A 26,996-nucleotide genomic window follows, 5' to 3' on the forward strand; every position below is an offset into this window, starting at 1 on the left:
ATGGTATTGCTGGATTAAGCAGGTAACATGGCTGTTATAAATTGATAACAAATTCTTTCTTTGAATGGTGAGAGTTTGGGGACCTTCAAAGTTTGTGCCGTTGACTGAGGTGATAATGTGCGGCTCAGTAGAATGGTTACCCGCGCCACTTTTTTGATAGATACGTGAAAGGAACAACAAGATGGATGACCAGTTAAAACAAAGCGCCCTCGATTTCCACGAATTTCCGGTACCCGGTAAAATCCAGGTTTCTCCAACCAAGCCTCTGGCAACGCAGCGCGACCTGGCGCTGGCCTATTCGCCGGGCGTGGCTGCACCGTGTCTTGAAATTGAAAAGGACCCGCTGGCAGCCTACAAATACACCGCGCGCGGCAACCTGGTTGCGGTTATTTCCAACGGTACAGCGGTGCTGGGTCTCGGCAACATTGGCGCGTTGGCCGGCAAACCGGTGATGGAAGGTAAAGGCGTTCTGTTTAAGAAATTCGCCGGGATCGACGTGTTCGACATTGAAGTCGATGAACTCGATCCGGATAAATTTATCAATGTGGTTGCGGCCCTGGAACCCACGTTTGGCGGTATCAACCTCGAAGATATCAAAGCGCCGGAGTGCTTCTACATTGAGCAAAAACTGCGCGAACGCATGAATATTCCGGTCTTCCACGATGACCAGCACGGTACGGCAATCATCAGTACTGCCGCAATTCTGAACGGTCTGCGGGTGGTTGAGAAAAATATCTCTGACGTGCGCATGGTGGTGTCTGGTGCAGGTGCGGCGGCGATTGCCTGTATGAACCTGCTGGTAGCGCTGGGTATGCAGAAACACAATATTGTGGTCTGTGACTCCAAAGGCGTGATTTACAAAGACCGCGAACCGAACATGGCGGAAACCAAAGCGGCTTACGCGGTGGTGGATGATGGTAAGCGCACGCTGGATGATGTTATTGACGGCGCAGATATTTTCCTCGGCTGCTCGGGCCCGAAAGTGCTGACGCAGGAAATGGTTAAGAAGATGGCGCGTGCGCCAATGATTCTGGCACTCGCCAACCCGGAGCCGGAAATCCTGCCGCCGCTGGCAAAAGAGGTGCGTTCCGACGCCATCATCTGTACCGGTCGTTCAGACTACCCGAACCAGGTTAACAACGTCCTGTGCTTCCCGTTCATCTTCCGCGGTGCGCTGGACGTTGGTGCGACGGCCATCAACGAAGAGATGAAACTGGCGGCGGTGCACGCCATTGCTGAGCTGGCGCATGCCGAGCAGAGTGAAGTGGTGGCCTCTGCTTATGGCGATCAGGACCTGAGCTTCGGCCCGGAATACATCATTCCGAAACCGTTCGACCCGCGTCTGATCGTCAAAATCGCCCCTGCTGTAGCGAAAGCGGCGATGGACTCCGGCGTGGCAACGCGTCCGATTGCCGATTTTGACGCTTACATCGATAAGCTGACCGAGTTCGTCTACAAAACCAACCTGTTCATGAAGCCGATTTTCTCCCTGGCACGCAAAGCGCCGAAGCGCGTGGTGCTGACCGAAGGGGAAGAAGCGCGCGTACTGCACGCTACCCAGGAGCTGATCACGTTAGGGCTGGCAAAACCGATCCTGATCGGGCGTCCGAGCGTTATTGAAATGCGTATCCAGAAGCTGGGTCTGCAGATCAAAGCGGGTGTCGATTTTGAAATCGTCAACAATGAGTCCGATCCGCGCTTTAAAGAGTACTGGAGCGAGTACTACCAGATTATGAAGCGTCGTGGGATTACCCAGGAGCAGGCGCAGCGTGCGGTGATTGCCAACACCACGGTGATCGGCGCAATCATGGTACAGCGCGGCGAAGCGGATGCGATGATCTGCGGTACGATTGGCGACTACCATGAGCACTTCAGCGTGGTAAAAGAGGTGTTTGGTCATCGCGACGGCGTGCATACTGCCGGAGCGATGAACGCCTTGCTGCTGCCAAGCGGTAACACCTTTATCGCCGATACTTACGTCAACGACGATCCTACGCCTGAGCAACTGGCGGAAATCGCCGTGATGGCGGCAGAGACCGTGCGCCGCTTTGGTATTGAACCGAAGGTGGCGTTGTTGTCGCACTCCAACTTTGGTTCCTCTAACTGCCCGTCGGCCAGCAAAATGCGCGACGCGCTGGAGCTGATTAAGGCGCGTGCGCCAGAGTTGATGATTGACGGCGAAATGCACGGCGATGCCGCGCTGGTGGAAAGCATCCGTAATGACCGCATGCCGGACAGTCCATTGAAAGGCTCAGCGAATATTCTGGTGATGCCAAATATGGAAGCGGCCCGTATTAGTTACAACTTACTACGCGTTTCCAGTTCTGAAGGCGTAACGGTTGGCCCGGTGCTGATGGGGGTTGCGAAACCTGTTCACGTATTAACGCCGATCGCCTCTGTTCGTCGTATCGTTAATATGGTGGCGCTGGCGGTTGTAGAAGCCCAAACGCAGCCGCTGTAATTTCACTTTAATTTATTTCCGGCGCGGGTTTCTCCCGCGCCTTTTTATTTTCCCTTTCTTAGTGATCTACTTCACCTTTTAAACCTGGTTGCCGAATTTTGTTATTTACTCTGACAAAAAATTGCCACGATGAGGGCAGTTTTAGCGGAGGCGGTGAGCAATGGAAAAAGAACGCATTATTCAGGAATTTGTGCCGGGGAAACAGGTCACGCTGGCGCATCTCATTGCGCACCCCGGCGAGGAATTAGCGAAAAAGATCGGCGTTCCCGAAGCGGGCGCTATCGGCATCATGACGCTGACGCCAGGCGAAACCGCGATGATTGCCGGTGACTTAGCCATGAAGGCGGCGGATGTACATATCGGCTTTCTCGATAGATTCAGCGGCGCACTGGTGATCTACGGCTCGGTAGGCGCAGTAGAAGAAGCGTTATTACAGACGGTAAGCGGTCTGGGTCGATTATTAAATTTCACTTTGTGTAACCTGACAAAAAGTTAATCAGAGGCGGCGATGAAACGTATTGCGTTTGTCGGTACGGTGGGGGCGGGGAAAACAACGCTCTTTAATGCGCTACAGGGGAATTATTCCCTCGCCAGAAAAACTCAGGCCGTGGAGTTTAATGAAAATGGCGATATCGACACGCCAGGGGAATATTTTAGCCATCCGCGCTGGTATCACGCCTTAATTACCACGCTGCAGGATGTCGATACGTTGATTTATATACACGCGGCAAATGACAAAGAAAGTCGCTTACCTGCCGGGCTGTTGGATATCGGCGCCAGTAAACGACAAATCGCCGTTATCAGTAAAACGGACATGCCGGATGCCGACGTCGCCGCAACGCGACAACTACTTCGCGGGATGGGGTTTCAGGAGCCGATTTTTGAGCTCAATAGCCATGACCCGCGCAGCGTGCAGCACCTGGTGGATTATCTGACTGAGCTCAGCCAAAAGGAGGAAAGGGCAGGTGAAAAAACTCATCACAGCTAACGATATTCGTGCGGCCCACGCACGCGGCGAACAGGAAATGTCGGTTGTTCTGCGCGCCAGCATCATCACCCCGGAGGCGCGCGAAGTTGCGGAGCTGCTGGGCGTTACCATCAGTGAATGCGATGAATCCGCGCCAACTGCTGCTGTACCGGCGGCGGTTGATGATGGCAAAACGGAAAGCCAGCGCATTCGCGAAACCATCATTGCGCAGTTACCGGAAGGGCAGTTTACCGAAAGCCTGGTCGCCCAGCTGATGGACAAAGTTATGAAGGAGAAGCAGTCGCTGGAGCAGGGCGGAATGCAGCCGAGTTTTAGCTCGGTAACCGGCAAAGGCGGCGTCAAAGTCATCGACGGCAGCAGCGTGAAGTTTGGTCGTTTTGACGGCGCGCAGCCGCACTGCGTGGGCTTAACCGATCTGGTGACCGACCAGGACGGTAGCAGTATGGCCGCCGGGTTTATGCAGTGGGATAACGCCTTTTTCCCATGGACGCTGAACTACGACGAAATCGACATGATTCTGGAAGGCGAGCTGCACGTTCGCCACGAAGGCGAAACCATGATTGCAAAAGCCGGGGACGTAATGTTTATCCCGAAAGGTTCCAGCATCGAATTTGGTACGCCATCGACGGTGAAGTTTCTGTATGTGGCCTGGCCTGCGAACTGGCAGTCCTGCTAAGGCGGATGTATGAAGGATTTCATTACCGAAGCATGGCTCAGAGCGAATCATACGCTCAGCGAAGGGGCTGAAATTCATCTCCCCGCTGACGCTCGCCTGACGCCGTCTGCCCGGGAATTACTGGAAAGCCGACATCTGCGTATTAAGTTTATCGACGAGCAGGGCAGCCTGTTTATTGATGACGAAGAACAGCAGCCGCAGCCGGTGCATGGATTAACCAGCAGTGATACGCATCCACAGGCCAGCTGCGAACTGTGCCATCAACCGGTGGCGAAGAAACCGGACACCCTGACGCATCTGACGGCGGACAAGATGGTCGCCAAAAGTGACCCTCGGCTGGGATTTCGCGCCGCGCTGGACAGCACCATCGCCCTGGCCGTGTGGTTGCAGATTGAGATGGCAGAACAGTGGCAGCCGTGGCTGGCGGATATCCGCTCGCGCCTGGGCAATATTATGCGCGCTGACGCCATGGATGAGCCGCTGGCAGCACAAGCTGTCGTGGGGTTAAGTGACGAAGATTTACACCGTCTTTCGCATCAACCGCTGCGCTATCTGGATCACGACCATCTGGTGCCTGAAGCCAGCCACGGACGCGATTGCGCGCTACTTAATCTGCTGCGTACCAAAGTTCGTGAAACGGAGACGGTGGCGGCCCAGGTGTTCATCACTCGCAGTTTTGAAGTTATGCGGCCGGACATCATGCAGGCGCTCAACCGCCTTTCCAGTACGGTCTACGTGATGATGATTCTGAGCGTTGCGAAGCATCCGCTGACGGTTAACCAAATTCAACAGCGACTGGGGGAGAAGCAATGATCATTGAACGTGCTCGTCAACTCGCCCAACGCTCACCGGCACGGGTGGTGTTCCCGGATGCGCTGGATGTCCGGGTGCTGAAGGCGGCGAATTACCTGCATCAGCACGGTCTGGCACATCCCATTCTCGTCGCCAGTCCGTTTGCGCTGCGCCAGTTTGCCCTCAGCCACCGGGTGGCAATGGATGGCATTCAGGTTATCGATCCGCAAAGCAACCTGCCAATGCGCGAAGAATTTGCGCTGCGCTGGCTGGCCCGCGCGGGAGATAAAACGCCTGCAGATGCGCTGGAAAAACTCAACGATCCGCTGATGTTTGCCGCCGCAATGGTCAGCGCGGGCAAAGCAGACGTCTGTATTGCGGGCAATCTTTCATCAACAGCGAACGTGCTGCGTGCCGGATTACGCATTATCGGGCTACAGCCTGGCTGTAAAACGCTGTCGTCAATTTTCCTGATGCTGCCGCAGTACCTTGGGCCGTCATTGGGCTTTGCCGATTGCAGCGTCGTGCCGCAGCCCACCGCCGCACAGTTGGCGGATATTGCGATTGCCAGCGCGCAGACATGGCAGGCGATTACCGGTGAAGAGCCGCGCGTGGCCATGCTGTCGTTTTCAAGTAATGGCAGTGCTCGCCATCCCAACGTCGCTAACGTGCAGCAGGCGACCGAGATCGTTCGTGAGCGTGCCCCGCAGCTTACCGTGGACGGAGAACTACAATTTGATGCCGCCTTTGTTCCGGATGTCGCTGCGCAAAAAGCGCCCGCCAGCCCGTTAAAGGGCAATGCCAATGTGATGGTCTTCCCATCGCTGGAGGCAGGCAACATTGGCTACAAAATCGCCCAGCGTCTGGGAGGGTATCGCGCAGTAGGTCCGTTGATTCAGGGGCTTGCCGCACCGCTTCATGATCTCTCTCGTGGCTGTAGCGTACAGGAAATTATCGAACTGGCGTTGGTGGCAGCAGTGCCGCGCCAGACTGACGTGAGTCGTGAAAACGCCTCACAAACACTGGTTGTTTAGGTCCCGTTCTGGACCCCTTAATGAGAGGAAAACACAATGGAAGCATTAGGAATGATTGAAACCCGGGGCCTGGTTGCACTGATTGAGGCTTCTGACGCAATGGTTAAAGCAGCACGCGTGAAACTGGTTGGCGTGAAGCAGATCGGTGGCGGTCTGGTTACTGCCATGGTCCGTGGTGACGTAGCGGCATGTAAAGCCGCAACGGACGCAGGTGCTGCGGCTGCACAGCGTATTGGCGAGCTGGTTTCAGTACACGTGATCCCACGTCCGCACGGCGATCTGGAAGAAGTGTTCCCGATCAGCTTTAAAGGCGACAGCAACGACATGTAAGTCGTCCATGTGACGCCACAGACTTCATTGCTGGCGTCACCCTCTCTCCTTTTCACATTACCTTCTGCGGAGGGTAGGGGGAGGTTTTACCTGAAATATGCCACGGAGGCGCGTATGAAACTGGCAATCGTTACAGGACAAATTGTTTGTACCGTACGCCATCAGGGGCTCGCGCACGACAAGTTGCTGATGGTGGAAATGATTGACGCCCAGGGAAATCCCGATGGGCAATGTGCTGTTGCTATCGACAGCATCGGGGCGGGAACCGGAGAGTGGGTGCTGCTGGTCAGCGGAAGCTCCGCCCGTCAGGCGCACCGGAATGAATCATCGCCTGTCGATCTGTGCGTGATTGGCATTGTCGATGAAGTGGTGGCAGGTGGTCAGGTGATCTTCCATAAATAAGGCAGAAAATCATGAATCAACAGGATATTGAACAGGTCGTGAAAGCGGTACTGCTGAAAATGAAAGACAGCAGCCAACCCGTCAGTGCCGTTCAAGAAATGGGCGTTTTTGCCTCCCTGGATGACGCAGTGGCGGCAGCAAAACTGGCCCAGCAGGGGCTGAAAAGCGTCGCCATGCGCCAACTGGCTATCACGGCCCTACGTGAGGCGGGCGAAAAGCACGCCAGAGAATTAGCGGAACTTGCCGTCACTGAAACCGGCATGGGACGCGTCGAAGATAAATTTGCCAAAAACGTGGCGCAGGCGCGCGGCACGCCGGGGGTGGAATGCCTGTCACCACAGGTTCTGACCGGCGATAACGGTCTGACGCTGATTGAAAATGCGCCGTGGGGCGTGGTGGCCTCGGTAACCCCGTCCACCAACCCGGCCGCGACCGTCATTAACAACGCTATCAGCCTGATTGCCGCTGGCAACAGCGTGGTCTTCGCACCGCATCCGGCGGCGAAAAAAGTCTCTCAGCGCGCTATCACTCTGCTTAACCAGGCGGTAGTTGCCGCAGGCGGTCCGGCAAACCTGTTGGTGACGGTTGCCAACCCGGATATCGAGACTGCCCAGCGTCTGTTCAAGTACCCAGGTATCGGCCTGCTGGTGGTGACCGGCGGTGAAGCCGTAGTGGACGCTGCGCGTAAGCACACCAACAAACGTCTGATTGCCGCTGGTGCGGGTAATCCGCCAGTGGTGGTTGATGAAACGGCTGACCTGGCACGCGCGGCGCAGTCGATAGTCAAAGGTGCATCGTTTGACAACAACATCATCTGCGCCGACGAAAAAGTGCTGATCGTGGTCGATAGCGTCGCTGATGAACTGATGCGTCTGATGGAAAGCCAGCATGCGGTGAAACTGACCGCGGCTCAGGTCGAACAGCTGCAGCCGGTGCTGCTGAAAAATATCGATGAGCGCGGTAAAGGCACAGTCAGTCGTGACTGGGTCGGGCGCGATGCCGGAAAAATCGCTGCGGCGATTGGTCTGAATGTACCGGAGCAAACCCGTCTGTTATTCGTCGAAACCTCAGCGACGCATCCGTTTGCCGTTACCGAACTGATGATGCCGGTGCTGCCGGTCGTACGGGTTGCCAACGTCGATGAAGCCATTGAACTGGCGGTCAAGCTGGAAGGCGGCTGCCACCATACGGCGGCGATGCACTCACGCAATATCGAAAATATGAACCGTATGGCAAACGCCATTGATACCAGCATCTTCGTTAAGAACGGACCGTGCATTGCCGGTCTTGGACTGGGCGGTGAAGGCTGGACCACGATGACCATTACCACACCAACCGGGGAAGGGGTGACCAGTGCGCGTACGTTTGTGCGTCTGCGTCGCTGTGTGTTGGTAGACGCCTTCAGAATTGTATAAGGAGTAAATGAGATGGCGCACGACGAACAACGTTGGTTGACACCCAGACTGCTAAAAGCGGCAACGCTATGTAACCAGACGCCCGCAAAGAGCGATTCACCGCTGTGGTTGGGCATTGATTTGGGAACGTGTGATGTGGTGTCGATGGTTGTGGACAGTGACGGACAACCGGTCGCGGTTTGCCTGGACTGGGCCGATGTCGTGCGCGATGGCATCGTCTGGGATTTCTTTGGTGCGGTGACCATCGTTCGTCGCCATCTCGATACGCTCGAACAACAGCTGGGTTGCCGTTTTACCCATGCGGCAACCTCGTTTCCACCGGGAACTGACCCACGCATCTCTATTAACGTGCTGGAGTCTGCCGGGCTTGAAGTGAGCCATGTCCTCGACGAACCAACCGCGGTGGCGGATCTGTTGCAGCTTGATAACGCCGGAGTGGTGGATATTGGTGGTGGCACTACCGGGATTGCAATTGTTAAACAGGGAAAAGTGACTTACTCCGCTGATGAAGCGACCGGCGGGCACCATATCTCTCTGACGCTGGCCGGGAACCGTCGTATCCAGTTGGAGGAAGCCGAGCAGTACAAGCGCAGCAATGGCAAAGAAATCTGGCCGGTGGTGAAGCCTGTCTACGAAAAGATGGCGGAAATCGTGGCGCACCATATTGCCGGACAGAGTGTCGCTGATTTGTGGCTGGCGGGTGGCTCCTGTATGCAGCCAGGCGTTGATGAACTGTTCCGTAAGCGTTTCCCGGAACTGCAGGTGCATTTACCCCAGCACAGCCTGTTTATGACTCCGCTGGCCATTGCAAACAGCGGAAAAGAAAAAGCGGAAGGAATCTATGCAAGCTGAATTGCAGACCGCGCTCTTTCAGGCATTCGATACCCTGAATCTGCAACGCGTAAAAACGTTTAGCGTTCCCCCGGTTACGTTATGTGGACTGGGAGCGCTCAGTACCTGCGGACAGGAAGCACAAACGCGCGGACTGACGCATATGTTCGTCATGGTTGACAGCTTTCTGCATCAGGCGGGGATGACCGCCGCACTGGAGCGCAGCCTGGCGATGAAAGGTGTGGCAATGACGCTGTGGCCTTGTCCGGTAGGTGAACCGTGCATTACGGACGTCTGCGCGGCAGTCGCGCAACTGCGTGAATCAAAGTGCGACGGCGTCGTGGCTTTCGGTGGCGGTTCCGTGCTGGATGCCGCCAAGGCAGTGGCGTTGCTGGTGACCAATCCTACCCAGACGCTGGCTGACATGGACGAGCGTAGCGTGTTACGCCCGCGTCTGCCGCTGATTGCCGTACCGACTACCGCCGGAACGGGCTCAGAAACCACGAACGTCACGGTGATTATTGACGCCGCGACCGGACTCAAAAAAGTGCTGGCCCACGCAACCCTGATGCCGGATGTGGCGATCCTTGACGCCGCATTGACGGAAGGCGTGCCTGCACACGTAACGGCGATGACCGGGATTGATGCATTGACGCACGCCGTTGAAGCGTATAGCGCGCTGAACGCGACGCCGTTTACCGACAGCCTGGCGATTGGTGCGATAGCGATGATCGGTAAATCGCTGCCGAAGGCCGTCGGCTACGGTCAGGATCTGGCTGCGCGCGAAAGCATGCTGCTGGCTTCCTGTATGGCCGGGATGGCGTTTTCCAGCGCTGGGCTTGGCCTGTGCCATGCGATGGCGCACCAGCCGGGGGCGACGTTGCACATTCCACACGGACAGGCTAACGCCATGCTGCTTCCTACGGTAATGGGGTTCAACCGCATGGTGTGTCGTGAGCGCTTCAGCCATATCGGACGCGCGTTAACCAACAAGAAATCGGACGATCGTGATGCTATCAACGCGGTCAGCGAGTTGATTAGCGAAGTGGGCCAGACCAAACGACTTTCTGACGTTGGGGCAAAGCCCGAGCAGCACAGCGCATGGGCTCACGCCGCGCTGGAGGATATTTGTATTCGCAGTAACCCACGGACCGCCACGCAGGCACAGATCATCGACCTGTACGCGGCTGCCGGGTAATGCCTGTAGGCCGGATAAGGTGCTCGCACCGTCATCCGGCAATAACACGGCGTTAATGCCGGAGGCGACGTAAACGTCTTATCCGGCCTACAAATCACAAATGACAGGGAGTAGGGGCTATGGGAATTAACGAAATCATCATGTACATCATGATGTTCTTTATGCTGATTGCCGCCGTGGACAGGATCCTGTCGCAGTTCGGCGGTTCGGCACGCTTCCTCGGTAAATTCGGTAAGAGTATTGAGGGATCGGGCGGCCAGTTTGAAGAAGGTTTTATGGCGATGGGCGCGCTGGGTCTGGCGATGGTCGGTATGACCGCGCTGGCGCCGGTTCTGGCGCATGTGCTCGGGCCGGTGATTATTCCGCTGTATGAAATGTTGGGTGCGAACCCGTCGATGTTTGCCGGAACGCTGCTGGCGTGCGATATGGGCGGCTTCTTCCTGGCGAAAGAACTGGCGGGCGGCGACGTTGCGGCGTGGCTGTACTCTGGCCTGATCCTCGGGGCGATGATGGGGCCGACGCTGGTCTTCTCCATTCCGGTTGCGTTGGGGATTATTGAACCGTCTGACCGTCGTTATCTGGCGCTGGGCGTGCTGGCGGGTATTGTCACCATTCCGATTGGTTGTATTGCGGGCGGTTTGATTGCGATGTACTCCGGCGTCGAAATCAACGGGCAGCCGGTGGAGTTCACCTTCGCGCTGATCCTGATGAATATGATCCCGGTGTTGATCGTGGCTGTGCTGGTGGCGCTGGGACTGAAATTCATCCCGGAAAAAATGATCAACGGCTTCCAGATCTTCGCGAAATTCCTGGTGGCGCTGATCACCATCGGCCTGGCAGCAGCGGTGGTTAAATTCCTGCTCGGCTGGGAGCTGATCCCAGGTCTTGATCCTATCTTCATGGCTCCGGGCGACAAGCCGGGTGAAGTGATGCGCGCCATCGAAGTTATCGGTTCTATTTCCTGCGTACTGCTCGGTGCGTATCCAATGGTACTGCTGCTGACCCGCTGGTTTGAAAAACCGCTGATGAGCGTCGGCAACCTGTTAAAAATCAATAATATTGCTGCTGCCGGTATGGTTGCGACGCTGGCGAACAACATCCCAATGTTCGGCATGATGAAGAATATGGATACCCGCGGCAAAGTGATCAACTGCGCCTTTGCGGTCTCCGCGGCCTTTGCACTGGGTGACCACTTAGGCTTCGCCGCAGCCAACATGAACGCGATGATCTTCCCGATGATTGTCGGCAAGTTGATTGGCGGTGTGACGGCGATTGGTGTGGCTATGCTGTTGGTACCGAAAGATGAAGATGTGCCAGCAGAAGTAGAAACCAACCCGGAGGCGCAATCGTGAATACTCGCCAGCTACTGAGCGTCGGTATCGATATCGGCACCACCACCACTCAGGTGATCTTTTCGCGCCTTGAGCTGGTCAACCGTGCGGCAGTGTCGCAGGTGCCGCGCTACGAATTTATCAAACGCGAAATTAGCTGGCAAAGCCCGGTGTTCTTTACCCCCGTTGATAAGCAGGGCGGGTTGAAAGAGGCCGAACTTAAGGCGCTGATCCTCGCCCAGTATCAGGCGGCGGGTATTGCACCTGAGACTGTTGATTCCGGCGCGATCATCATCACCGGAGAAAGTGCCAAAACCCGTAATGCGCGTCCGGCGGTGATGGCGCTCTCTCAGTCGCTGGGGGACTTCGTGGTTGCCAGCGCCGGTCCGCATCTGGAATCGGTGATTGCCGGTCACGGCGCGGGGGCACAAACCCTGTCCGAGCAGAAGTTGTGCCGCGTACTGAATATCGACATCGGTGGCGGTACGTCGAACTACGTTCTGTTCGATGCCGGAAAGGTCAGCGGTTCGGCTTGCCTCAACGTCGGCGGACGACTGCTGGAAACGGACGGCCAGGGGCGAGTAGTGCATGCGCATCAGCCGGGGCAGATGATTGTTGATGACGTATTTGGTCCGGGCACTGATGCCCGAACTCTCAATGCGGCGCAGCTTGTTCAGGTAGCCCGACGGATGGCGGCGCTGATTGTGGAGGTGATCGACGGCACGTTATCACCGCTGGCACAGGCGCTGATGCAAACCGGCCTGTTACCGGCGGGCATGAAACCGGAAGTGATTACGTTGTCCGGCGGGGTGGGCGAGTGCTACCGCAACCAACCCGCCGACCCGTTCTGTTTTTCCGACATTGGCCCGCTGTTAGCGACGGCTCTGCATGAACATCCGCGCCTGCGTGAGATGAACGTGCAGTTCCCGGCGCAAACCGTGCGCGCCACGGTGATTGGCGCTGGTGCACATACGCTGTCGCTTTCGGGCAGCACTATCTGGCTGGAAGGTGTGGCGCTTCCGCTGCGCAATCTGCCGGTGGCGATTCCGGTTGATGAGGCTGATTTGGTGGCCGCCTGGCAACAGGCGCTAATGCAGCTCGATCTGGACCCGCAAACGGACGCCTACGTGCTGGCGCTGCCCGGTTCACTGCCGGTGCGCTACGCCGCGCTGTTAACGGTGATAGATGCGCTGCTGGCCTTTGTCGCGCGCTATCCGAATCCGCATCCCCTGCTGGTGGTAGCCGAGCAGGATTTTGGTAAGGCCCTGGGCATGCTGTTACGCCCACAGTTACAGCAACACCCGCTGGCAGTCATCGATGAGGTGGTTGTCCGGGCGGGGGACTATATCGACATTGGTACGCCTCTTTTTGGCGGATCGGTTGTGCCGGTGACGGTGAAATCACTCGCATTTCCTTCCTGAGGGAACGACTTATGAAACTAAAGACCACATTGTTCGGCAATGTTTATCAGTTTAAGGATGTTAAAGAGGTGCTGGCCAAAGCCAACGAACTGCGTTCGGGGGATGTGCTGGCAGGGGTAGCTGCAACCAGTTCACAGGAACGTGTGGCGGCCAAGCAGGTACTGTCGGAAATGACGGTGGCGGATATCCGCAATAACCCGGTGATTTCCTATGAAGAGGACTGTGTAACGCGTCTGATTCAGGATGACGTCAACGAAACGGCATATAACCGTATCAAAAACTGGAGTATCAGCGAGCTGCGCGAGTACGTGCTGAGCGATGAAACCTCCGTTGATGACATTGCGTTTACGCGCAAAGGGTTAACGTCGGAAGTGGTCGCTGCGGTAGCAAAAATCTGCTCTAACGCGGACCTGATCTACGGCGGTAAGAAAATGCCGGTGATCAAAAAGGCCAATACCACCATCGGTCTGCCGGGCACCTTCAGCTGCCGTTTACAGCCGAACGACACCCGTGATGACGTGCAGAGTATTGCGGCACAAATCTACGAAGGGCTGTCCTTCGGGGCGGGCGATGCGGTGATTGGTGTTAACCCGGTAACGGATGACGTGGAAAACTTAAGCCGCGTACTGGATACCGTGTACGGCGTTATCGACAAATTCAACATCCCGACCCAGGGCTGCGTACTGGCACACGTGACTACCCAGATCGAAGCGATTCGTCGCGGTGCGCCGGGCGGGCTGATTTTCCAGAGTATCTGCGGTAGCGAAAAAGGCTTAAAAGAGTTTGGCGTTGAGCTGGCCATGCTGGATGAAGCTCGTGCCGTGGGCGCTGAGTTCAACCGTATCGCCGGGGAAAACTGCCTGTACTTCGAAACCGGGCAAGGGTCTGCGCTTTCCGCGGGCGCGAACTTCGGTGCCGATCAGGTGACGATGGAAGCGCGTAACTACGGGCTGGCGCGGCACTACGATCCGTTCCTCGTGAATACCGTGGTGGGCTTTATCGGGCCGGAGTATCTCTACAACGACCGTCAGATTATTCGTGCCGGTCTGGAAGATCACTTCATGGGCAAGCTGAGCGGCATCTCAATGGGCTGCGACTGCTGCTACACCAACCATGCTGATGCTGACCAGAACCTTAACGAAAACCTGATGATTCTGCTCGCCACCGCTGGCTGCAATTACATCATGGGCATGCCGCTCGGTGACGACATCATGCTCAACTATCAGACTACCGCCTTCCACGACACCGCGACCGTGCGTCAGCTGCTGAACCTGCGTCCGTCGCCGGAGTTTGAACGCTGGCTGGAAACCATGGGCATTATGGCAAACGGTCGCCTGACCAAACGGGCGGGCGATCCGTCACTGTTCTTCTGATGACGCGGGGATGACACACGATGGATCAAAAACAGATTGAAGAAATTGTACGCAGCGTAATGGCGTCAATGGGTGAGTCTCAACCGCAGGCTCAAGAACCGTCAGCACCAGCAAAATGCAGCACCACGCAGTGCGCCGCGCCGACCGGTGAAAGCTGCGCGATGGACTTAGGCTCAGCCGAAGCCAAAGCATGGATTGGCGTAGAGAATCCGCACCGTGCAGAGGTGTTGACTGAACTTCGCCGTAGCACCGCTGCGCGTGTATGTACCGGTCGTGCCGGTCCTCGTCCGCGTACCCAGGCGCTGCTGCGCTTCCTGGCCGACCACTCGCGTTCGAAAGATACGGTGTTAAAAGAAGTGCCGGAAGAGTGGGTAAAAGCGCAAGGGCTGCTGGAGGTGCGTTCGGAAATCAGTGACAAAAACCTGTATCTGACGCGCCCGGATCTTGGCCGTCGTCTGAGTGCGGAAGCCATTGAAGCGCTGAAATCGCAGTGTGTAATGAACCCGGATGTGCAGGTGATTATCTCTGATGGCTTGTCTACCGATGCCATCACTGCCAACTACGAAGAGATTCTGCCGCCGCTGTTGTCAGGCTTAAAACAGGCCGGACTGAAGGTCGGGACCCCGTTCTTCGTTCGCTATGGTCGCGTGAAAATCGAAGATCAGATCGGCGAACTGCTGGGCGCGAAAGCGGTGATCTTGCTGGTGGGCGAACGTCCGGGCCTCGGCCAGTCGGAAAGTCTCTCCTGCTACGCCGTCTATTCGCCGCGCGTGGCGACGACCGTTGAAGCTGACCGTACCTGCATCTCGAACATTCACCAGGGCGGTACGCCTCCGGTTGAAGCGGCAGCAGTAATTGTGGATTTGGCCAAGCGCATGCTGGAGCAAAAAGCCTCCGGCATCAATATGACCCGTTAAGGAGGCATCATGCCAGCATTAGATTTGATTAGACCTTCAGTCACCGCGATGCGCGTGATTGCCTCGGTAAATGACGGTTTTGCCCGCGAACTTAAATTGCCGCCACATATACGTAGCCTCGGACTCATCACAGCAGACTCTGATGACGTGGCGTATATTGCCGCAGATGAAGCGACAAAACAGGCGATGGTGGAAGTGGTTTATGGCCGCTCGCTGTATGCCGGTGCGGCGCACAGTCCTTCTCCAACATCGGGCGAAGTGCTGATTATGCTCGGTGGACCAAACCCGGCCGAAGTTCGCGCGGGTCTGGACGCGATGGTGGCCAATATTGAAAGCGGGGCGGCATTCCAGTGGGCGAATGACGCAGAAGATACCGCCTTCCTGGCGCATGTGGTTTCGCGTACCGGTTCGTATCTCTCCGCAACCGCGGGATGCCGACTGGGTGATCCGATGGCGTATCTGGTCGCTCCGCCGCTGGAAGCGACATTTGGTATTGATGCTGCGCTGAAATCTGCCGATGTACAACTGGTGACCTATGTACCACCGCCGTCAGAAACTAACTATTCAGCCGCGTTTTTGACCGGTAGCCAGGCCGCTTGTAAAGCCGCATGTAACGCCTTTACCGATGCCGTTCTGGATATTGCCCGTAATCCAATCCAGCGCGCGTAAGAGAGGTAGTGATGATCAATGCACTGGGATTACTGGAAGTGGATGGCATGGTGGCTGCCGTGGACGCGGCCGATGCCATGCTGAAAGCCGCGAACGTGCGTCTGCTTAGCCACGAAGTGCTCGATCCTGGTCGGCTGACGCTGGTGGTGGAAGGCGATCTGGCGGCATGCCGCGCAGCGCTGGATGCCGGCAGCGCCGCCGCAGCGCGTACGGGCCGTGTTATCAGCCGTAAGGAGATAGGCCGACCGGACGATGACACCCAGTGGCTGATCGGCGGTTTTAAGCGCCAGCCGAAGAAACCAGAACAGAAGCCAGAAGTGAAAACAGACGTAAAAGCAGAGAAGACGCAGGACGCCCCAGTGACGTCTGAATCCTCTGCCCAACTTCTGACGCTGTTAGCATCGGTCCGTCAAGGAATGACGGCAGGGGAAGTGGCTGCCCACTTTGGCTGGTCACTTGATGAAGCCAGAAAGGCGCTGGAACAGCTCTTTTCTGACGGAGCGTTGCGTAAACGCAGTAGTCGCTATCGCTTAAAAAATTAACCTGTCGGAGGGCCGGGGGCTTCGTTGAAGCTTCCGGCTTAAAAGATCATGAAAAAGAACCGTACTGCAAACCTGCACCATCTTTATCATGAAGCATTACCCGAAGACGTTAAACTGACGCCGAAAGTGGAAGTGGACAACGTTCACCAACGGCGAACAACGGATGTGTATGAGCACGCGCTGACGATTACCGCCTGGCAGCAGATCTACGACCAGTTGCATCCGGGAAAATTTCATGGCGAGTTCACGGAAATCCTGCTCGACGATATTCAGGTGTTCCGTGAATACACCGGACTGGCGCTGCGTCAGTCGTGCCTTGTCTGGCCAAACTCATTTTGGTTTGGCATTCCGGCCACGCGCGGCGAGCAGGGATTTATTGGTACCCAGTGTTTGGGTAGCGCTGAAATTGCCACCCGCCCAGGCGGGACGGAGTTTGAATTAAGTACACCAGATGATTACACCATTTTGGGTGTCGTCATTTCGGAAGAGGCCATTGCTCGTCAGGCCAACTTCCTGCATAACCCGGAAAGGGTGTTGCATATGCTGCGCAATCAGTCGGCGCTGGAAGTTAAAGAACAACACAAAGCCGCGCTATGGGGCTTTGTGCAGCAGGCGCTGGCGACGTTTAGTGAAAATCCGGAAAACCTTCACCAACCTGCGGTACGCAAAGTGTTGGGCGATAACCTGCTGCTGGCGATGGGCACCATGCTGGAAGAAGCGCAGCCGATTATGACTGCGGAGAGCATCAGCCATCAGAGTTATCGTCGCTTGCTGTCGCGTGCGCGCGAATATGTGCTGGAAAATATGTCAGAGCCGCTGACCGTGCTCGACTTATGCAATCAACTGCACGTTAGCCGCCGGACATTGCAAAACGCCTTTCACGCGATCCTCGGTATTGGCCCGAATGCATGGTTGAAACGTATTCGCCTGAACGCCGTGCGCCGTGAGTTGATAAGCCCATGGTCGCAGAGTGCGACGGTGAAAGACGCCGCCATGCAGTGGGGATTCTGGCATTTAGGGCAATTTGCCACCGACTACCAGCAGCTGTTTGCGGAGAAACCATCGTTGACGCTGCATCAGCGTATGCGCCAGTGGGCATGATGAGACTATTGTGCCGGATGCGACGCTAACGCGTCTTATCCGGCCTACGGGTTTGCCATTGTTGTAAGCCTGATAAGCGTAGCGCCATCAGGCAATTACACCCAGTCGCGGACCTGAATAAACTCGCTAAGGGCAGCTTCCGGGCTGCTTGCTTCCGGCTGCCAGTCATACTCCCAGCGTACCAGCGGCGGCATCGACATCAGAATCGATTCGGTGCGCCCGCCGGTCTGCAGACCGAACAACGTGCCGCGATCCCACACCAGATTAAATTCCACATAGCGCCCACGACGATAAAGCTGGAAATTACGCTCGCGCTCGCCCCAGCTCATCGCTTTGCGGCGTTCGACGATGGGCAGATACGCCTCGGTGTAACCTTGACCCACCGCTTGCATAAAAGCGAAGCAGTGGTCGAAATCAGGGGTATTCAAATCATCGAAAAACAGCCCGCCAATGCCGCGCTGCTCGTTGCGGTGCTTGAGGAAGAAGTAGTCATCGCACCACTTTTTGTAACGTGGATAAACGTCATCGCCAAACGGCTGGCACAGATCCCGCGCCGTGCGATGCCAGTGAACCGCATCCTCATCAAAGCCGTAGTAGGGTGTTAAGTCAAAGCCGCCGCCAAACCACCACACGGGATCGGCCCCCGCTTTTTCCGCGATAAAAAACCGTACGTTGGCATGGCTGGTTGGAATGTAGGGATTCTGCGGGTGCACCACCAGCGAGACGCCCATGGCTTCAAAGCTGCGCCCGGCAAGCTCTGGTCGGTGGGCGGTAGCCGAGGCCGGCATCGCATCGCCGTGGACGTGAGAGAAGTTGACGCCCGCTTGCTCGAAAATACCGCCGTTACGCAACACCCGACTGCGCCCGCCGCCGCCCGCTTCGCGTTGCCAGTTATCCTCAACAAATTCGCTGCCGTCTACGGTGGATAACTGCTGACAAATCTCATCCTGCAGGCTGAGCAGGAACTGTTTTACGCGCTGTGCATCGGGCTTCATGGTTAACGTTTCTTCGAGTGGGCTTTCTGGTTATCAAACCAGTGGAAATAGCTGATGATGCCATTGGCGATAGCGGTGGCGATTTTCTGCCGAAACGCCGCCGTACCCAGCAATCGTTCTTCTTCCGGGTTGGTGATGAACGAGGTTTCGACCAGGACCGACGGAATCGAAGGTGATTTTAGCACCACGAAGGCGGCCTGTTCCGTGCTGCGACTGTGCAGACGGTGTACCGGCTTGATCTTCTTAAGAATATGCGAGCCTAACGTCAGGCTGTTTTTTATGGTGTCAGTTTGCACCAGATCGAACAGCACCTGCTGCAACAAATGATCTTTGTCAGTGGCCTTCTTTCCGGCGACTTCATCGGCCCGGTTTTCACGATCGGACAGATATTTCGCCATGGCGCTACTGGCGCCGCGATTGGATAAGGCAAAGACCGAAGCACCCGCAGCGCTCGGATTGGTAAAACCGTCGGCGTGTATCGACATGAACAGATCGGCACCATGTTTGTGGGCGATCTCGACGCGATCGTAGAGCGGAATAAACGTATCGCCGGAGCGGGTCAGGCGTGCATCAATCCCTTGGTTGCGTAGGATCGAGCGCACGTTTTTGGCAATAGCTAACACAACGTGCTTTTCTTTCGAGCCGTTGCGACCAATTGCGCCGGTATCAATCCCTCCGTGCCCCGGATCAAGGACAACAACGCGCTTAGCACCGGATTTTTTCGCTTTCGGTTTGCTGTGTCCATTGCTGGTCTTTAGCGCTTCTTCTTTAGCGATGGCTTGTGACATGCCTGACAGCGTCAGGGCGGCCAGCCCGGCTTTCAGCACCTGGCGGCGCGATGTGAGTGTTTTTAGTGGTTTAAAAGTGCTCATACGGCCTGAGTTGTAAAAAAAAGGTTCTAAACGTTATATCGTATCGCGTAGTCCGTTGCGACGGATCGAGATAAGAATTGTTTTACTTTTCATTTCAATACGTGACAATTCCGTATTATGCCATTTTTTCCGCCGCTTCGCGTCAGATATTGGCTAAATCAGCCGTTCGCGCCATAATCGCTTTTTAACGTCCTGAAAAGGTACCCAATACCATGGAAATACGCGTTTTTCGCCAGGAAGATTTCGAAGAGGTGATTACCCTCTGGGAGCGTTGTGATTTGCTGCGTCCATGGAACGACCCCGAAATGGACATCGAACGTAAAGTCAATCATGACGTCAGCTTGTTCCTCGTTGCTGAAGTGAACGGCGAGGTGGTCGGCACGGTGATGGGCGGATACGACGGGCATCGCGGTTCCGCCTATTACCTGGGCGTGCATCCTGAGTTTCGCGGACGCGGTATTGCCAATGCGCTGCTCAACCGGCTGGAGAAAAAGCTCATTGCCCGCGGTTGTCCGAAGATTCAAATCATGGTGCGTGACGATAACGACGTCGTACAGGGCATGTATGAACGTCTGGGCTATGAACATGCGGATGTACTCAATCTGGGCAAGCGTTTGATCGAAGATGAAGAGTACTGAGTTTCATCCGGCCGACTATGATGGTCATGGGCGTCTGCGCCTGCCTTTTCTCTTCTGGTGCGTACTGCTGTTGCAGGCACGCACCTGGGTTTTGTTTGTGATTGCCGGTTCTTCCCGTGAGCAGGGCAACACCTTGCTGAATCTGTTTTATCCCGATCATGACGCATTCTGGCTGGGGTTGCTTCCCGGCGTTCCCGCCGTGTTGGCGTTTTTACTCAGCGGGCGACGCTTTGCGTTTCCGGTGATCTGGCGCTGGCTGCGTGGATTATTGATTCTCGCTCAACTAGTGCTGCTGTGCTGGCAGCCGGTGATGTGGCTGGCAGGCGATCCGCTCAATGGCGTCGGGCTGGCGCTGCTGGTGGCGGATATTGTCGCGCTGATCTGGCTGTTAACCAATCAACGTCTGCGCGCCTGTTTTTCCCTTGAGAAAGAATAACGGCACTTTTTGGGGAAACCGGACTCCAAGCAACGTTGATAAATAAGGAAGGAAGTGAAATGAAATCACTGCGTTTGACTTTATGCGCGATGCCGCTGCTACTGGCCGGGTGTTCAACGTTGTCCTCGGTGAACTGGTCTGCCGCCAATCCGTGGAACTGGTTTGGTTCTTCAACGCAGGTCACAGAGCAGGGCGTCGGAGCGTTAACGGGCGCTACGCCGCTGGATGAAAAAGCCATTGCTGATGCGCTGGACGGTGATTACCGCCTGCGTAGCGGAATGAAGACCGATAACGGTAATGTGGTGCGCTTCTATGAAGCGATGAAAGACGACAAGCTGGCGATAGTCATCAACGGCAGCCAGGGAACCATCAGTCGTATTGATATATTAGATCACGATATTTCGTCAGCCGCGGGTGTCGAAATCGGTACACCGTTTAGCGACCTTTACACTAAAGCTTTCGGTAATTGCCAAAAAGCAACCGGCGATGACAGCGCGGGCGTTGAGTGTAAAGCTGAGGGAAGTCAACATATTAGCTATATTTTTTCCGGTGAATGGAGCGGGCCTGAGGATATAATGCCGTCTGACGACACGCTGAAAGCGTGGAAAGTAAGCAAAATTATCTGGCGGCGTTAATTTGCGTCTGAACAAATCGGCTTGTTAAAAAAACAGGTAGAATAGCGCCCATCAATGCCACGATGTCGTGGCATCTTTTTTTCAGGAGGAACAATGTCTCAGGTTCAGAGTGGCATTTTGCCAGAACATTGCCGTGCGGCGATTTGGATTGAAGCCAATGTTAAAGGCGACGTTGATGCCCTGCGTGCGGCCAGCAAAACCTTCGCCGATAAGCTGGCGACCTTTGAAGCTAAGTTCCCGGATGCGCATCTGGGCGCGGTTGTCGCTTTTGGCAACAACACCTGGCGTGCATTGAGCGGCGGCGTCGGTGCTGAAGAGTTAAAAGACTTTATCCCTTACGGTAAAGGTCTGGCACCAGCAACCCAATATGACGTGTTGATCCATATTCTCTCTTTGCGTCATGACGTGAATTTCTCCGTTGCGCAGGCGGCAATGGAAGCATTTGGCGACTGTATTGAAGTCAAAGAAGAAATCCACGGTTTCCGTTGGGTCGAAGAGCGCGATCTCAGCGGCTTTGTTGACGGTACGGAAAATCCGGCAGGCGAAGAAACGCGCCGTGAAGTTGCCGTTATCAAAGATGGCGTGGATGCCGGTGGCAGCTATGTGTTTGTACAGCGTTGGGAACATAACCTGAAGCAGCTTAATCGCATGAGCATCCATGACCAGGAAATGATGATTGGTCGCACCAAGGAAGCCAACGAAGAGATCGACGGTGATGACCGTCCGGTCACCTCTCACCTGAGCCGTGTTGACCTCAAAGAAGACGGTAAAGGGCTGAAAATTGTGCGCCAGAGCCTGCCATACGGTACTGCCAGCGGCACGCATGGTCTCTATTTCTGCGCCTACTGCGCTCGTCTGCACAACATTGAACAACAATTGCTGAGCATGTTTGGTGACACTGACGGTAAGCGTGATGCGATGCTGCGCTTCACCAAACCGGTAACCGGCGGCTATTACTTTGCACCGTCGCTGGACCGTTTAATGGCGCTGTAATGGTGAGCTGATCCTGTTATCGGCCACGAAATAGACATCCCCGCATCGTCGGGGATTTTTTTTACCTGAGATTAACCTGATTTAGTGAGCTATTCCTCAGCACTAATTTGTTATTGCTGTATCTTCTGCGTGAATGAAGCGAAGGCTTCATATTCAAAAGGAGAATATTGAAATGGGAAAACTCACGGGCAAAACAGCATTGATTACGGGCGCATCTCAGGGTATTGGCGAGGGTATCGCCAGAACGTTTGCCCGCCATGGTGCGAACTTAATCCTGCTGGATATCTCCGATGAGATTGAAAAACTGGCGGATGAGTTGGCTGGGCGTGGGCACCGTTGCACAGCCGTTCACGCTGACGTCAGAGATTTTGCGTCGGTCAAGGAAGCGGTGACGCGCGCGAAGCAGATTGAAGGCAAAATCGATATTCTGGTGAACAATGCCGGCGTATGCCGCCTCGGCAACTTCCTTGATATGAGCGATGAAGATCGCGATTTCCACATTGATATCAACATTAAAGGCGTCTGGAACGTGACGAAAGCCGTTCTGCCGGAGATGATTGCGCGCAAAGACGGGCGCATCGTGATGATGTCATCGGTGACCGGCGATATGGTTGCTGACCCGGGCGAAACGGCCTACGCGCTGTCGAAAGCCGCGATCATCGGTTTGACCAAATCTCTGGCGGTAGAATATGCGCAGTCCGGCATTCGCGTGAATGCCATTTGCCCAGGCTACGTTCGTACGCCGATGGCGGAAAGCATTGCGCGTCAGTCTAACCCGGAAGATCCTGAATCCGTTTTAGTCGAAATGGCGAAAGCGATCCCAATGCGTCGTCTGGCCTGCCCGCTTGAGGTCGGCGAACTGGCGGCGTTCCTGGCATCGGATGAGTCCAGTTATTTAACTGGCACGCAAAACGTGATTGATGGCGGCAGCACTTTGCCTGAAAGCGTAAGCGTCGGCGTCTGATTGATGCCGGTCTCCTCCCCATGTGCTGGGGAGGAGGTACCCCTTATTCTCTTTTCAACTTTCAAATCATCAAACGGTATATAAAACCGTTACTCCTTTAGCACTGGTTATAAATATGATGACCATAAGAAAGTCATTTAATTTATAAGGGTGCGCAATGGCCGTTAACTTACTGAAAAAAAGAACACTGACGCTGGCAGCCATGCTGTTGCTGGTGGGGCAGGCGCAGGCAACGGAACTGCTGAACAGTTCATACGATGTTTCCCGCGAGCTGTTTGCCGCCCTTAATCCGCCGTTTGAACAGCAATGGGCGAAGGATAACGGCGGCGACAAACTGACGATTAAACAATCTCATGCCGGGTCATCAAAACAGGCGTTGGCGATTTTGCAGGGGCTGAAAGCTGACGTCGTGACCTATAACCAGGTGACCGACGTGCAGATCCTGCATGACAAAGGCAAGCTGATCCCTGCCGACTGGCAAAGCCGCCTGCCGAATAACAGTTCGCCATTCTATTCCACCATGGCGTTTTTGGTGCGTAAGGGCAACCCGAAGAATATCCACGAATGGAACGATCTGGTTCGCCCGGACGTGAAGCTGATTTTCCCGAACCCGAAAACCTCCGGTAACGCACGCTATACCTATCTGGCAGCGTGGGGCGCGGCAGATAAAGCGGACGGTGGGGATAAAGCTAAAACCGAACAGTTCATGACCCAGTTTCTGAAAAACGTGGAAGTATTTGATACCGGCGGTCGTGGTGCAACTACCACCTTCGTGGAGCGCGGTCTGGGCGACGTACTGATTACCTTTGAATCGGAAGTGAACAATATCCGTAAACAGTATGAAGACCAGGGCTTCGAAGTGGTGGTGCCGAAGGTCAACATTCTGGCGGAGTTCCCGGTGGCCTGGGTAGATAAAAATGTGCAGGCCAACGGTACTGAAAAAGCGGCGAAAGCTTACCTGAACTGGCTGTACAGCCCGCAGGCGCAAACCATCATTACCGATTTCTACTACCGCGTGAATAACCCACAGGTAATGGACAAGCTGAAAGATAAATTCCCGCAGACCGAATTGTTCCGTGTGGAAGATAAGTTTGGCTCGTGGCCTGAAGTGATGAAAACACACTTTGTCAGCGGCGGTGAGCTGGACAAACTGCTGGCGGCGGGGCGTAAGTAAATGTTTGCTGTTTCTTCCCGACGCGTGCTGCCCGGCTTCACTTTGAGCCTGGGCACCAGCTTACTGTTTGTCTGCCTGATATTGCTGCTGCCGCTGAGCGCGCTGGTGATGCAATTGGCGCAAATGAGCTGGGCGCAATACTGGGATGTGATTACCAATCCGCAGGTGGTGGCGGCTTATAAAGTGACGCTGCTGTCGGCGTTTGTGGCGTCGATTTTTAACGGCGTATTCGGTTTGCTGATGGCATGGATCTTAACCCGCTATCGCTTTCCGGGCCGTACGCTGTTGGATGCGCTGATGGATCTGCCGTTTGCGCTGCCTACAGCGGTGGCGGGTCTGACGCTGGCGTCACTGTTTTCGGTTAATGGCTTCTACGGCGAGTGGCTGGCGAAGCTGGATATCAAGGTGACCTACACCTGGCTTGGTATCGCGGTAGCGATGGCGTTTACCAGCATTCCGTTTGTGGTGCGTACCGTACAACCGGTACTGGAAGAGTTAGGCCCGGAATATGAAGAAGCGGCAGAAACGCTTGGTGCTACGCGTTGGCAGAGTTTCCGTAAAGTGGTGCTGCCGGAGCTGTCACCCGCACTGGTGGCGGGCGTTGCGCTGTCGTTTACCCGTAGCCTCGGTGAGTTTGGTGCGGTTATTTTTATCGCCGGAAACATCGCGTGGAAAACGGAAGTGACCTCGCTGATGATTTTTGTTCGCCTGCAGGAGTTTGACTACCCGGCCGCCAGCGCGATTGCTTCTGTGATCCTCGGGGCTTCGTTGTTGCTGCTGTTTTCAATTAACACCCTGCAAAGTCGCTTTGGTCGACGCGTGGTAGGTCACTGATGGCAGACATTACCCAATTGAAACGCTATGGCGCACCCCGCATCAACTGGGGGAAATGGTTTTTAATCGGCACGGGCATGCTGGTATCCGCGTTTATTTTGCTGGTGCCGATGATTTACATCTTCGTGCAGGCGTTCAGCAAGGGATTAATGCCGGTTTTACAGAACCTGGCGGACCCGGACATGCTGCATGCGATCTGGCTTACGGTGCTGATTGCGCTGATTGCGGTGCCGGTGAACCTGGTGTTTGGCGTGTTGCTGGCCTGGCTGGTGACTCGCTTCAACTTCCCTGGACGCCAACTCCTGCTGACGTTACTGGATATTCCGTTTGCTGTCTCGCCGGTGGTCGCCGGTCTGGTCTATCTGCTGTTTTACGGCTCTAACGGCCCGCTTGGCGGATGGTTGGATGAGCATAACCTGCAAATTATGTTTGCCTGGCCGGGGATGGTGCTGGTGACAGTGTTCGTGACCTGTCCGTTTGTAGTGCGTGAGCTGGTGCCGGTGATGTTAAGCCAGGGCAGCAATGAAGATGAAGCGGCTGTGCTGCTTGGCGCGTCCGGCTGGCAGATGTTCCGACGCGTGACGTTGCCGAATATCCGTTGGGCATTGCTGTACGGTGTGGTGTTGACCAACGCCCGTGCGATTGGTGAGTTTGGTGCGGTGTCGGTGGTTTCCGGCTCGATTCGCGGCGAAACCTTATCGTTGCCATTACAGATTGAATTACTGGAGCAGGACTACAACACGGTCGGCTCCTTTACCGCCGCGGCGCTATTAACGCTGATGGCGATTATTACCCTGTTTTTGAAGAGCATGTTGCAATGGCGTCTGGAGAACCAGGAAAAACGCGCGCAGCAGGAGGAAAATCATGAGCATTGAGATTGCCAATATTAAGAAGTCTTTTGGTCGCACCCAGGTGCTGAACGATATCTCGCTGGATATTCCTTCAGGTCAGATGGTTGCGCTGCTGGGGCCGTCTGGCTCGGGCAAAACCACGCTGCTGCGCATTATTGCCGGGCTGGAGCATCAGTCCAGCGGGCATATCCGTTTTCACGGTACCGACGTCAGCCGTTTGCATGCTCGCGACCGTAAAGTGGGGTTCGTGTTCCAGCACTATGCGCTATTTCGCCATATGACCGTTTTCGACAATATCGCGTTTGGTCTGACGGTCCTGCCACGGCGTGAGCGCCCAAATACGGCGGCCATCAAAGCAAAAGTGACCAAACTTCTGGAAATGGTTCAACTGGCTCATCTGGCGGACCGTTTCCCGGCACAGCTCTCCGGCGGACAAAAGCAGCGCGTGGCATTGGCGCGTGCGCTGGCGGTGGAGCCGCAGATTTTATTGCTCGACGAGCCGTTCGGCGCGCTTGATGCGCAGGTGCGTAAAGAGCTGCGTCGCTGGCTGCGCCAGCTGCATGAAGAGCTGAAGTTTACCAGCGTGTTTGTGACCCACGACCAGGAAGAAGCAACGGAAGTCGCAGACCGCGTGGTGGTGATGAGCCAGGGTCATATCGAACAGGCTGATGCGCCGGATCAGGTATGGCGCGAACCGGCTACCCGTTTTGTTCTGGAATTTATGGGTGAGGTTAACCGCCTGCAGGGGACGATTCGTGGCGGCCAATTCCACGTGGGCGCGCACCGCTGGCCGCTGGGTTATACGCCTGGCTATCAGGGACCGGTGGATCTGTTCCTGCGCCCGTGGGAAGTGGACGTCAGCCGTCGTACCAGCCTGGATTCGCCATTGCCGGTACAGGTGCTGGAAGCCAGTCCGAAAGGACACTACACCCAATTAGTTGTGCAACCACTGGGGTGGTATAACGAACCGCTGACGGTCATCATGCAGGGCGATAATTCCCCGAGCCGCGGCGAACGTCTGTTTGTCGGACTGCAAAATGCGCGTCTGTATAACGGCGACCAGCGTATTGAAACGCGTGAAGAGGAACTTGCCCTGGCGCAAAGTGCCTGATAGGTTAATTCG

General features: G+C 55.5%; 29 protein-coding genes. 27 read left to right on the top strand and 2 right to left on the bottom strand.

The genetic code is table 11. The features are described 5' to 3' along the window. The first annotated feature begins 181 nt into the window (after positions 1 to 181). The 18 genes from maeB (at position 182) to eutR (ending at position 17,481) form a co-directional block, all read left to right on the top strand. The gene (gene maeB, locus OGY37_RS09985; RefSeq protein WP_003835063.1) at positions 182 to 2,461 is read left to right on the top strand and encodes an NADP-dependent oxaloacetate-decarboxylating malate dehydrogenase; all 2,280 of its coding nucleotides are present in this window, start codon (positions 182 to 184) and stop codon (positions 2,459 to 2,461) included. Positions 2,462 to 2,621: 160 nt separating this feature from the next. Beyond that, on the top strand, positions 2,622 to 2,957 hold the full coding sequence (gene eutS / locus OGY37_RS09990; protein WP_003037995.1) for an ethanolamine utilization microcompartment protein EutS: 336 nt from the start codon (positions 2,622 to 2,624) through the stop codon (positions 2,955 to 2,957). Positions 2,958 to 2,969: 12 nt separating this feature from the next. Beyond that, a complete protein-coding gene (gene eutP / locus OGY37_RS09995; protein ID WP_003037998.1) occupies positions 2,970 to 3,449 on the top strand; it encodes an ethanolamine utilization acetate kinase EutP in 480 nt (159 codons plus the stop codon). Then, complete coding sequence (eutQ, locus tag OGY37_RS10000; RefSeq protein ID WP_103285614.1) at positions 3,427 to 4,125, top strand: ethanolamine utilization acetate kinase EutQ; 699 nt, start codon at positions 3,427 to 3,429, stop codon at positions 4,123 to 4,125. Before eutP ends, eutQ begins: the two co-directional genes overlap by 23 nt. 9 nt (positions 4,126 to 4,134) lie before the next feature. Continuing rightward, the gene (gene eutT, locus OGY37_RS10005; protein ID WP_148361672.1) at positions 4,135 to 4,938 is read left to right on the top strand and encodes an ethanolamine utilization cob(I)yrinic acid a,c-diamide adenosyltransferase EutT; all 804 of its coding nucleotides are present in this window, start codon (positions 4,135 to 4,137) and stop codon (positions 4,936 to 4,938) included. After that, complete coding sequence (gene pta, locus OGY37_RS10010; protein ID WP_181510565.1) at positions 4,935 to 5,951, top strand: phosphate acetyltransferase; 1,017 nt, start codon at positions 4,935 to 4,937, stop codon at positions 5,949 to 5,951. Before eutT ends, pta begins: the two co-directional genes overlap by 4 nt. A 36-nt stretch (positions 5,952 to 5,987) precedes the next feature. Then, positions 5,988 to 6,281: an ethanolamine utilization microcompartment protein EutM gene (eutM, locus tag OGY37_RS10015; RefSeq protein WP_003835054.1), complete on the top strand. Its 294-nt coding sequence runs from the start codon at positions 5,988 to 5,990 to the stop codon at positions 6,279 to 6,281. 114 nt (positions 6,282 to 6,395) lie between these two features. After that, on the top strand, positions 6,396 to 6,683 hold the full coding sequence (eutN, locus tag OGY37_RS10020) for an ethanolamine utilization microcompartment protein EutN (RefSeq protein ID WP_003038011.1): 288 nt from the start codon (positions 6,396 to 6,398) through the stop codon (positions 6,681 to 6,683). An 11-nt stretch (positions 6,684 to 6,694) separates the two neighbouring features. Further along, on the top strand, positions 6,695 to 8,098 hold the full coding sequence (locus OGY37_RS10025; protein WP_286620713.1) for an aldehyde dehydrogenase family protein: 1,404 nt from the start codon (positions 6,695 to 6,697) through the stop codon (positions 8,096 to 8,098). Positions 8,099 to 8,110: 12 nt separating this feature from the next. Beyond that, positions 8,111 to 8,950: an ethanolamine utilization protein EutJ gene (eutJ, locus tag OGY37_RS10030; protein ID WP_063941690.1), complete on the top strand. Its 840-nt coding sequence runs from the start codon at positions 8,111 to 8,113 to the stop codon at positions 8,948 to 8,950. Next, positions 8,940 to 10,127, top strand: a complete 1,188-nt coding sequence (eutG, locus tag OGY37_RS10035; RefSeq protein WP_286620715.1) for an ethanolamine utilization ethanol dehydrogenase EutG — start codon at positions 8,940 to 8,942, stop codon at positions 10,125 to 10,127. The genes eutJ and eutG overlap by 11 nt, the downstream gene beginning before the upstream one ends. Before the next feature lie 119 nt (positions 10,128 to 10,246). Beyond that, entirely contained in the window at positions 10,247 to 11,479 is a 1,233-nt protein-coding gene (gene eutH / locus OGY37_RS10040) for an ethanolamine utilization protein EutH (protein WP_003835043.1), read from the top strand. Next, positions 11,476 to 12,879 carry an ethanolamine ammonia-lyase reactivating factor EutA gene (gene eutA, locus OGY37_RS10045; protein ID WP_003835041.1) on the top strand — a complete coding sequence of 468 codons (1,404 nt, stop codon included), beginning with the start codon at positions 11,476 to 11,478 and terminating at the stop codon, positions 12,877 to 12,879. The genes eutH and eutA overlap by 4 nt, the downstream gene beginning before the upstream one ends. Before the next feature lie 11 nt (positions 12,880 to 12,890). Beyond that, positions 12,891 to 14,252, top strand: coding sequence for an ethanolamine ammonia-lyase subunit alpha (gene eutB, locus OGY37_RS10050; protein ID WP_003038029.1), 1,362 nt, complete (start codon positions 12,891 to 12,893; stop codon positions 14,250 to 14,252). Between the two features lie 20 nt (positions 14,253 to 14,272). Then, positions 14,273 to 15,169, top strand: coding sequence for an ethanolamine ammonia-lyase subunit EutC (gene eutC / locus OGY37_RS10055; protein ID WP_137360604.1), 897 nt, complete (start codon positions 14,273 to 14,275; stop codon positions 15,167 to 15,169). A 9-nt stretch (positions 15,170 to 15,178) separates the two neighbouring features. After that, positions 15,179 to 15,838, top strand: coding sequence for an ethanolamine utilization microcompartment protein EutL (gene eutL / locus OGY37_RS10060; RefSeq protein ID WP_063941688.1), 660 nt, complete (start codon positions 15,179 to 15,181; stop codon positions 15,836 to 15,838). Between the two features lie 11 nt (positions 15,839 to 15,849). Continuing rightward, complete coding sequence (gene eutK / locus OGY37_RS10065) at positions 15,850 to 16,380, top strand: ethanolamine utilization microcompartment protein EutK (protein WP_286620717.1); 531 nt, start codon at positions 15,850 to 15,852, stop codon at positions 16,378 to 16,380. A 48-nt stretch (positions 16,381 to 16,428) separates the two neighbouring features. After that, positions 16,429 to 17,481, top strand: coding sequence for an HTH-type transcriptional regulator EutR (gene eutR / locus OGY37_RS10070; RefSeq protein ID WP_279275646.1), 1,053 nt, complete (start codon positions 16,429 to 16,431; stop codon positions 17,479 to 17,481). A gap of 95 nt (positions 17,482 to 17,576) precedes the next feature. Here eutR and hemF read toward each other — a convergent pair whose 3' ends face one another. After that, on the bottom strand, positions 17,577 to 18,476 hold the full coding sequence (hemF, locus tag OGY37_RS10075) for an oxygen-dependent coproporphyrinogen oxidase (RefSeq protein WP_286620719.1): 900 nt from the start codon (positions 18,474 to 18,476) through the stop codon (positions 17,577 to 17,579). A gap of 2 nt (positions 18,477 to 18,478) precedes the next feature. After that, positions 18,479 to 19,348, bottom strand: a complete 870-nt coding sequence (amiA, locus tag OGY37_RS10080; RefSeq protein WP_003038046.1) for an N-acetylmuramoyl-L-alanine amidase AmiA — start codon at positions 19,346 to 19,348, stop codon at positions 18,479 to 18,481. A 212-nt stretch (positions 19,349 to 19,560) separates the two neighbouring features. Between amiA and OGY37_RS10085 the strand changes: the two genes are divergently transcribed. The 9 genes from OGY37_RS10085 to cysA all read left to right on the top strand — a co-directional run bounded on the left by OGY37_RS10085 (position 19,561) and on the right by cysA (position 26,984). After that, positions 19,561 to 19,986 carry a GNAT family acetyltransferase gene (locus tag OGY37_RS10085; protein WP_003038048.1) on the top strand — a complete coding sequence of 142 codons (426 nt, stop codon included), beginning with the start codon at positions 19,561 to 19,563 and terminating at the stop codon, positions 19,984 to 19,986. Then, a complete protein-coding gene (locus tag OGY37_RS10090) occupies positions 19,973 to 20,422 on the top strand; it encodes a DUF2919 domain-containing protein (RefSeq protein ID WP_003835027.1) in 450 nt (149 codons plus the stop codon). Before OGY37_RS10085 ends, OGY37_RS10090 begins: the two co-directional genes overlap by 14 nt. Positions 20,423 to 20,481: 59 nt before the next feature. After that, positions 20,482 to 21,057: an RpoE-regulated lipoprotein gene (locus tag OGY37_RS10095; protein ID WP_003835025.1), complete on the top strand. Its 576-nt coding sequence runs from the start codon at positions 20,482 to 20,484 to the stop codon at positions 21,055 to 21,057. Positions 21,058 to 21,150: 93 nt separating this feature from the next. Beyond that, on the top strand, positions 21,151 to 22,050 hold the full coding sequence (gene yfeX, locus OGY37_RS10100) for a porphyrinogen peroxidase (protein ID WP_003835022.1): 900 nt from the start codon (positions 21,151 to 21,153) through the stop codon (positions 22,048 to 22,050). Between the two features lie 172 nt (positions 22,051 to 22,222). Continuing rightward, positions 22,223 to 23,014, top strand: coding sequence for an SDR family oxidoreductase UcpA (gene ucpA, locus OGY37_RS10105; protein ID WP_003835020.1), 792 nt, complete (start codon positions 22,223 to 22,225; stop codon positions 23,012 to 23,014). Positions 23,015 to 23,171: 157 nt separating this feature from the next. Beyond that, positions 23,172 to 24,188, top strand: coding sequence for a thiosulfate/sulfate ABC transporter substrate-binding protein CysP (cysP, locus tag OGY37_RS10110; protein WP_003835019.1), 1,017 nt, complete (start codon positions 23,172 to 23,174; stop codon positions 24,186 to 24,188). Then, positions 24,189 to 25,022, top strand: coding sequence for a sulfate/thiosulfate ABC transporter permease CysT (cysT, locus tag OGY37_RS10115; protein ID WP_003038061.1), 834 nt, complete (start codon positions 24,189 to 24,191; stop codon positions 25,020 to 25,022). Continuing rightward, positions 25,022 to 25,897, top strand: a complete 876-nt coding sequence (cysW, locus tag OGY37_RS10120) for a sulfate/thiosulfate ABC transporter permease CysW (RefSeq protein WP_003038064.1) — start codon at positions 25,022 to 25,024, stop codon at positions 25,895 to 25,897. Before cysT ends, cysW begins: the two co-directional genes overlap by 1 nt. Beyond that, positions 25,887 to 26,984, top strand: coding sequence for a sulfate/thiosulfate ABC transporter ATP-binding protein CysA (gene cysA / locus OGY37_RS10125; RefSeq protein WP_123267680.1), 1,098 nt, complete (start codon positions 25,887 to 25,889; stop codon positions 26,982 to 26,984). Before cysW ends, cysA begins: the two co-directional genes overlap by 11 nt. Positions 26,985 to 26,996 lie beyond the last annotated feature (12 nt).

It is taken from the genome of Citrobacter sp. Cpo030 (genome assembly GCF_030333005.1).
GTDB lineage: Bacteria > Pseudomonadota > Gammaproteobacteria > Enterobacterales > Enterobacteriaceae > Citrobacter > Citrobacter portucalensis.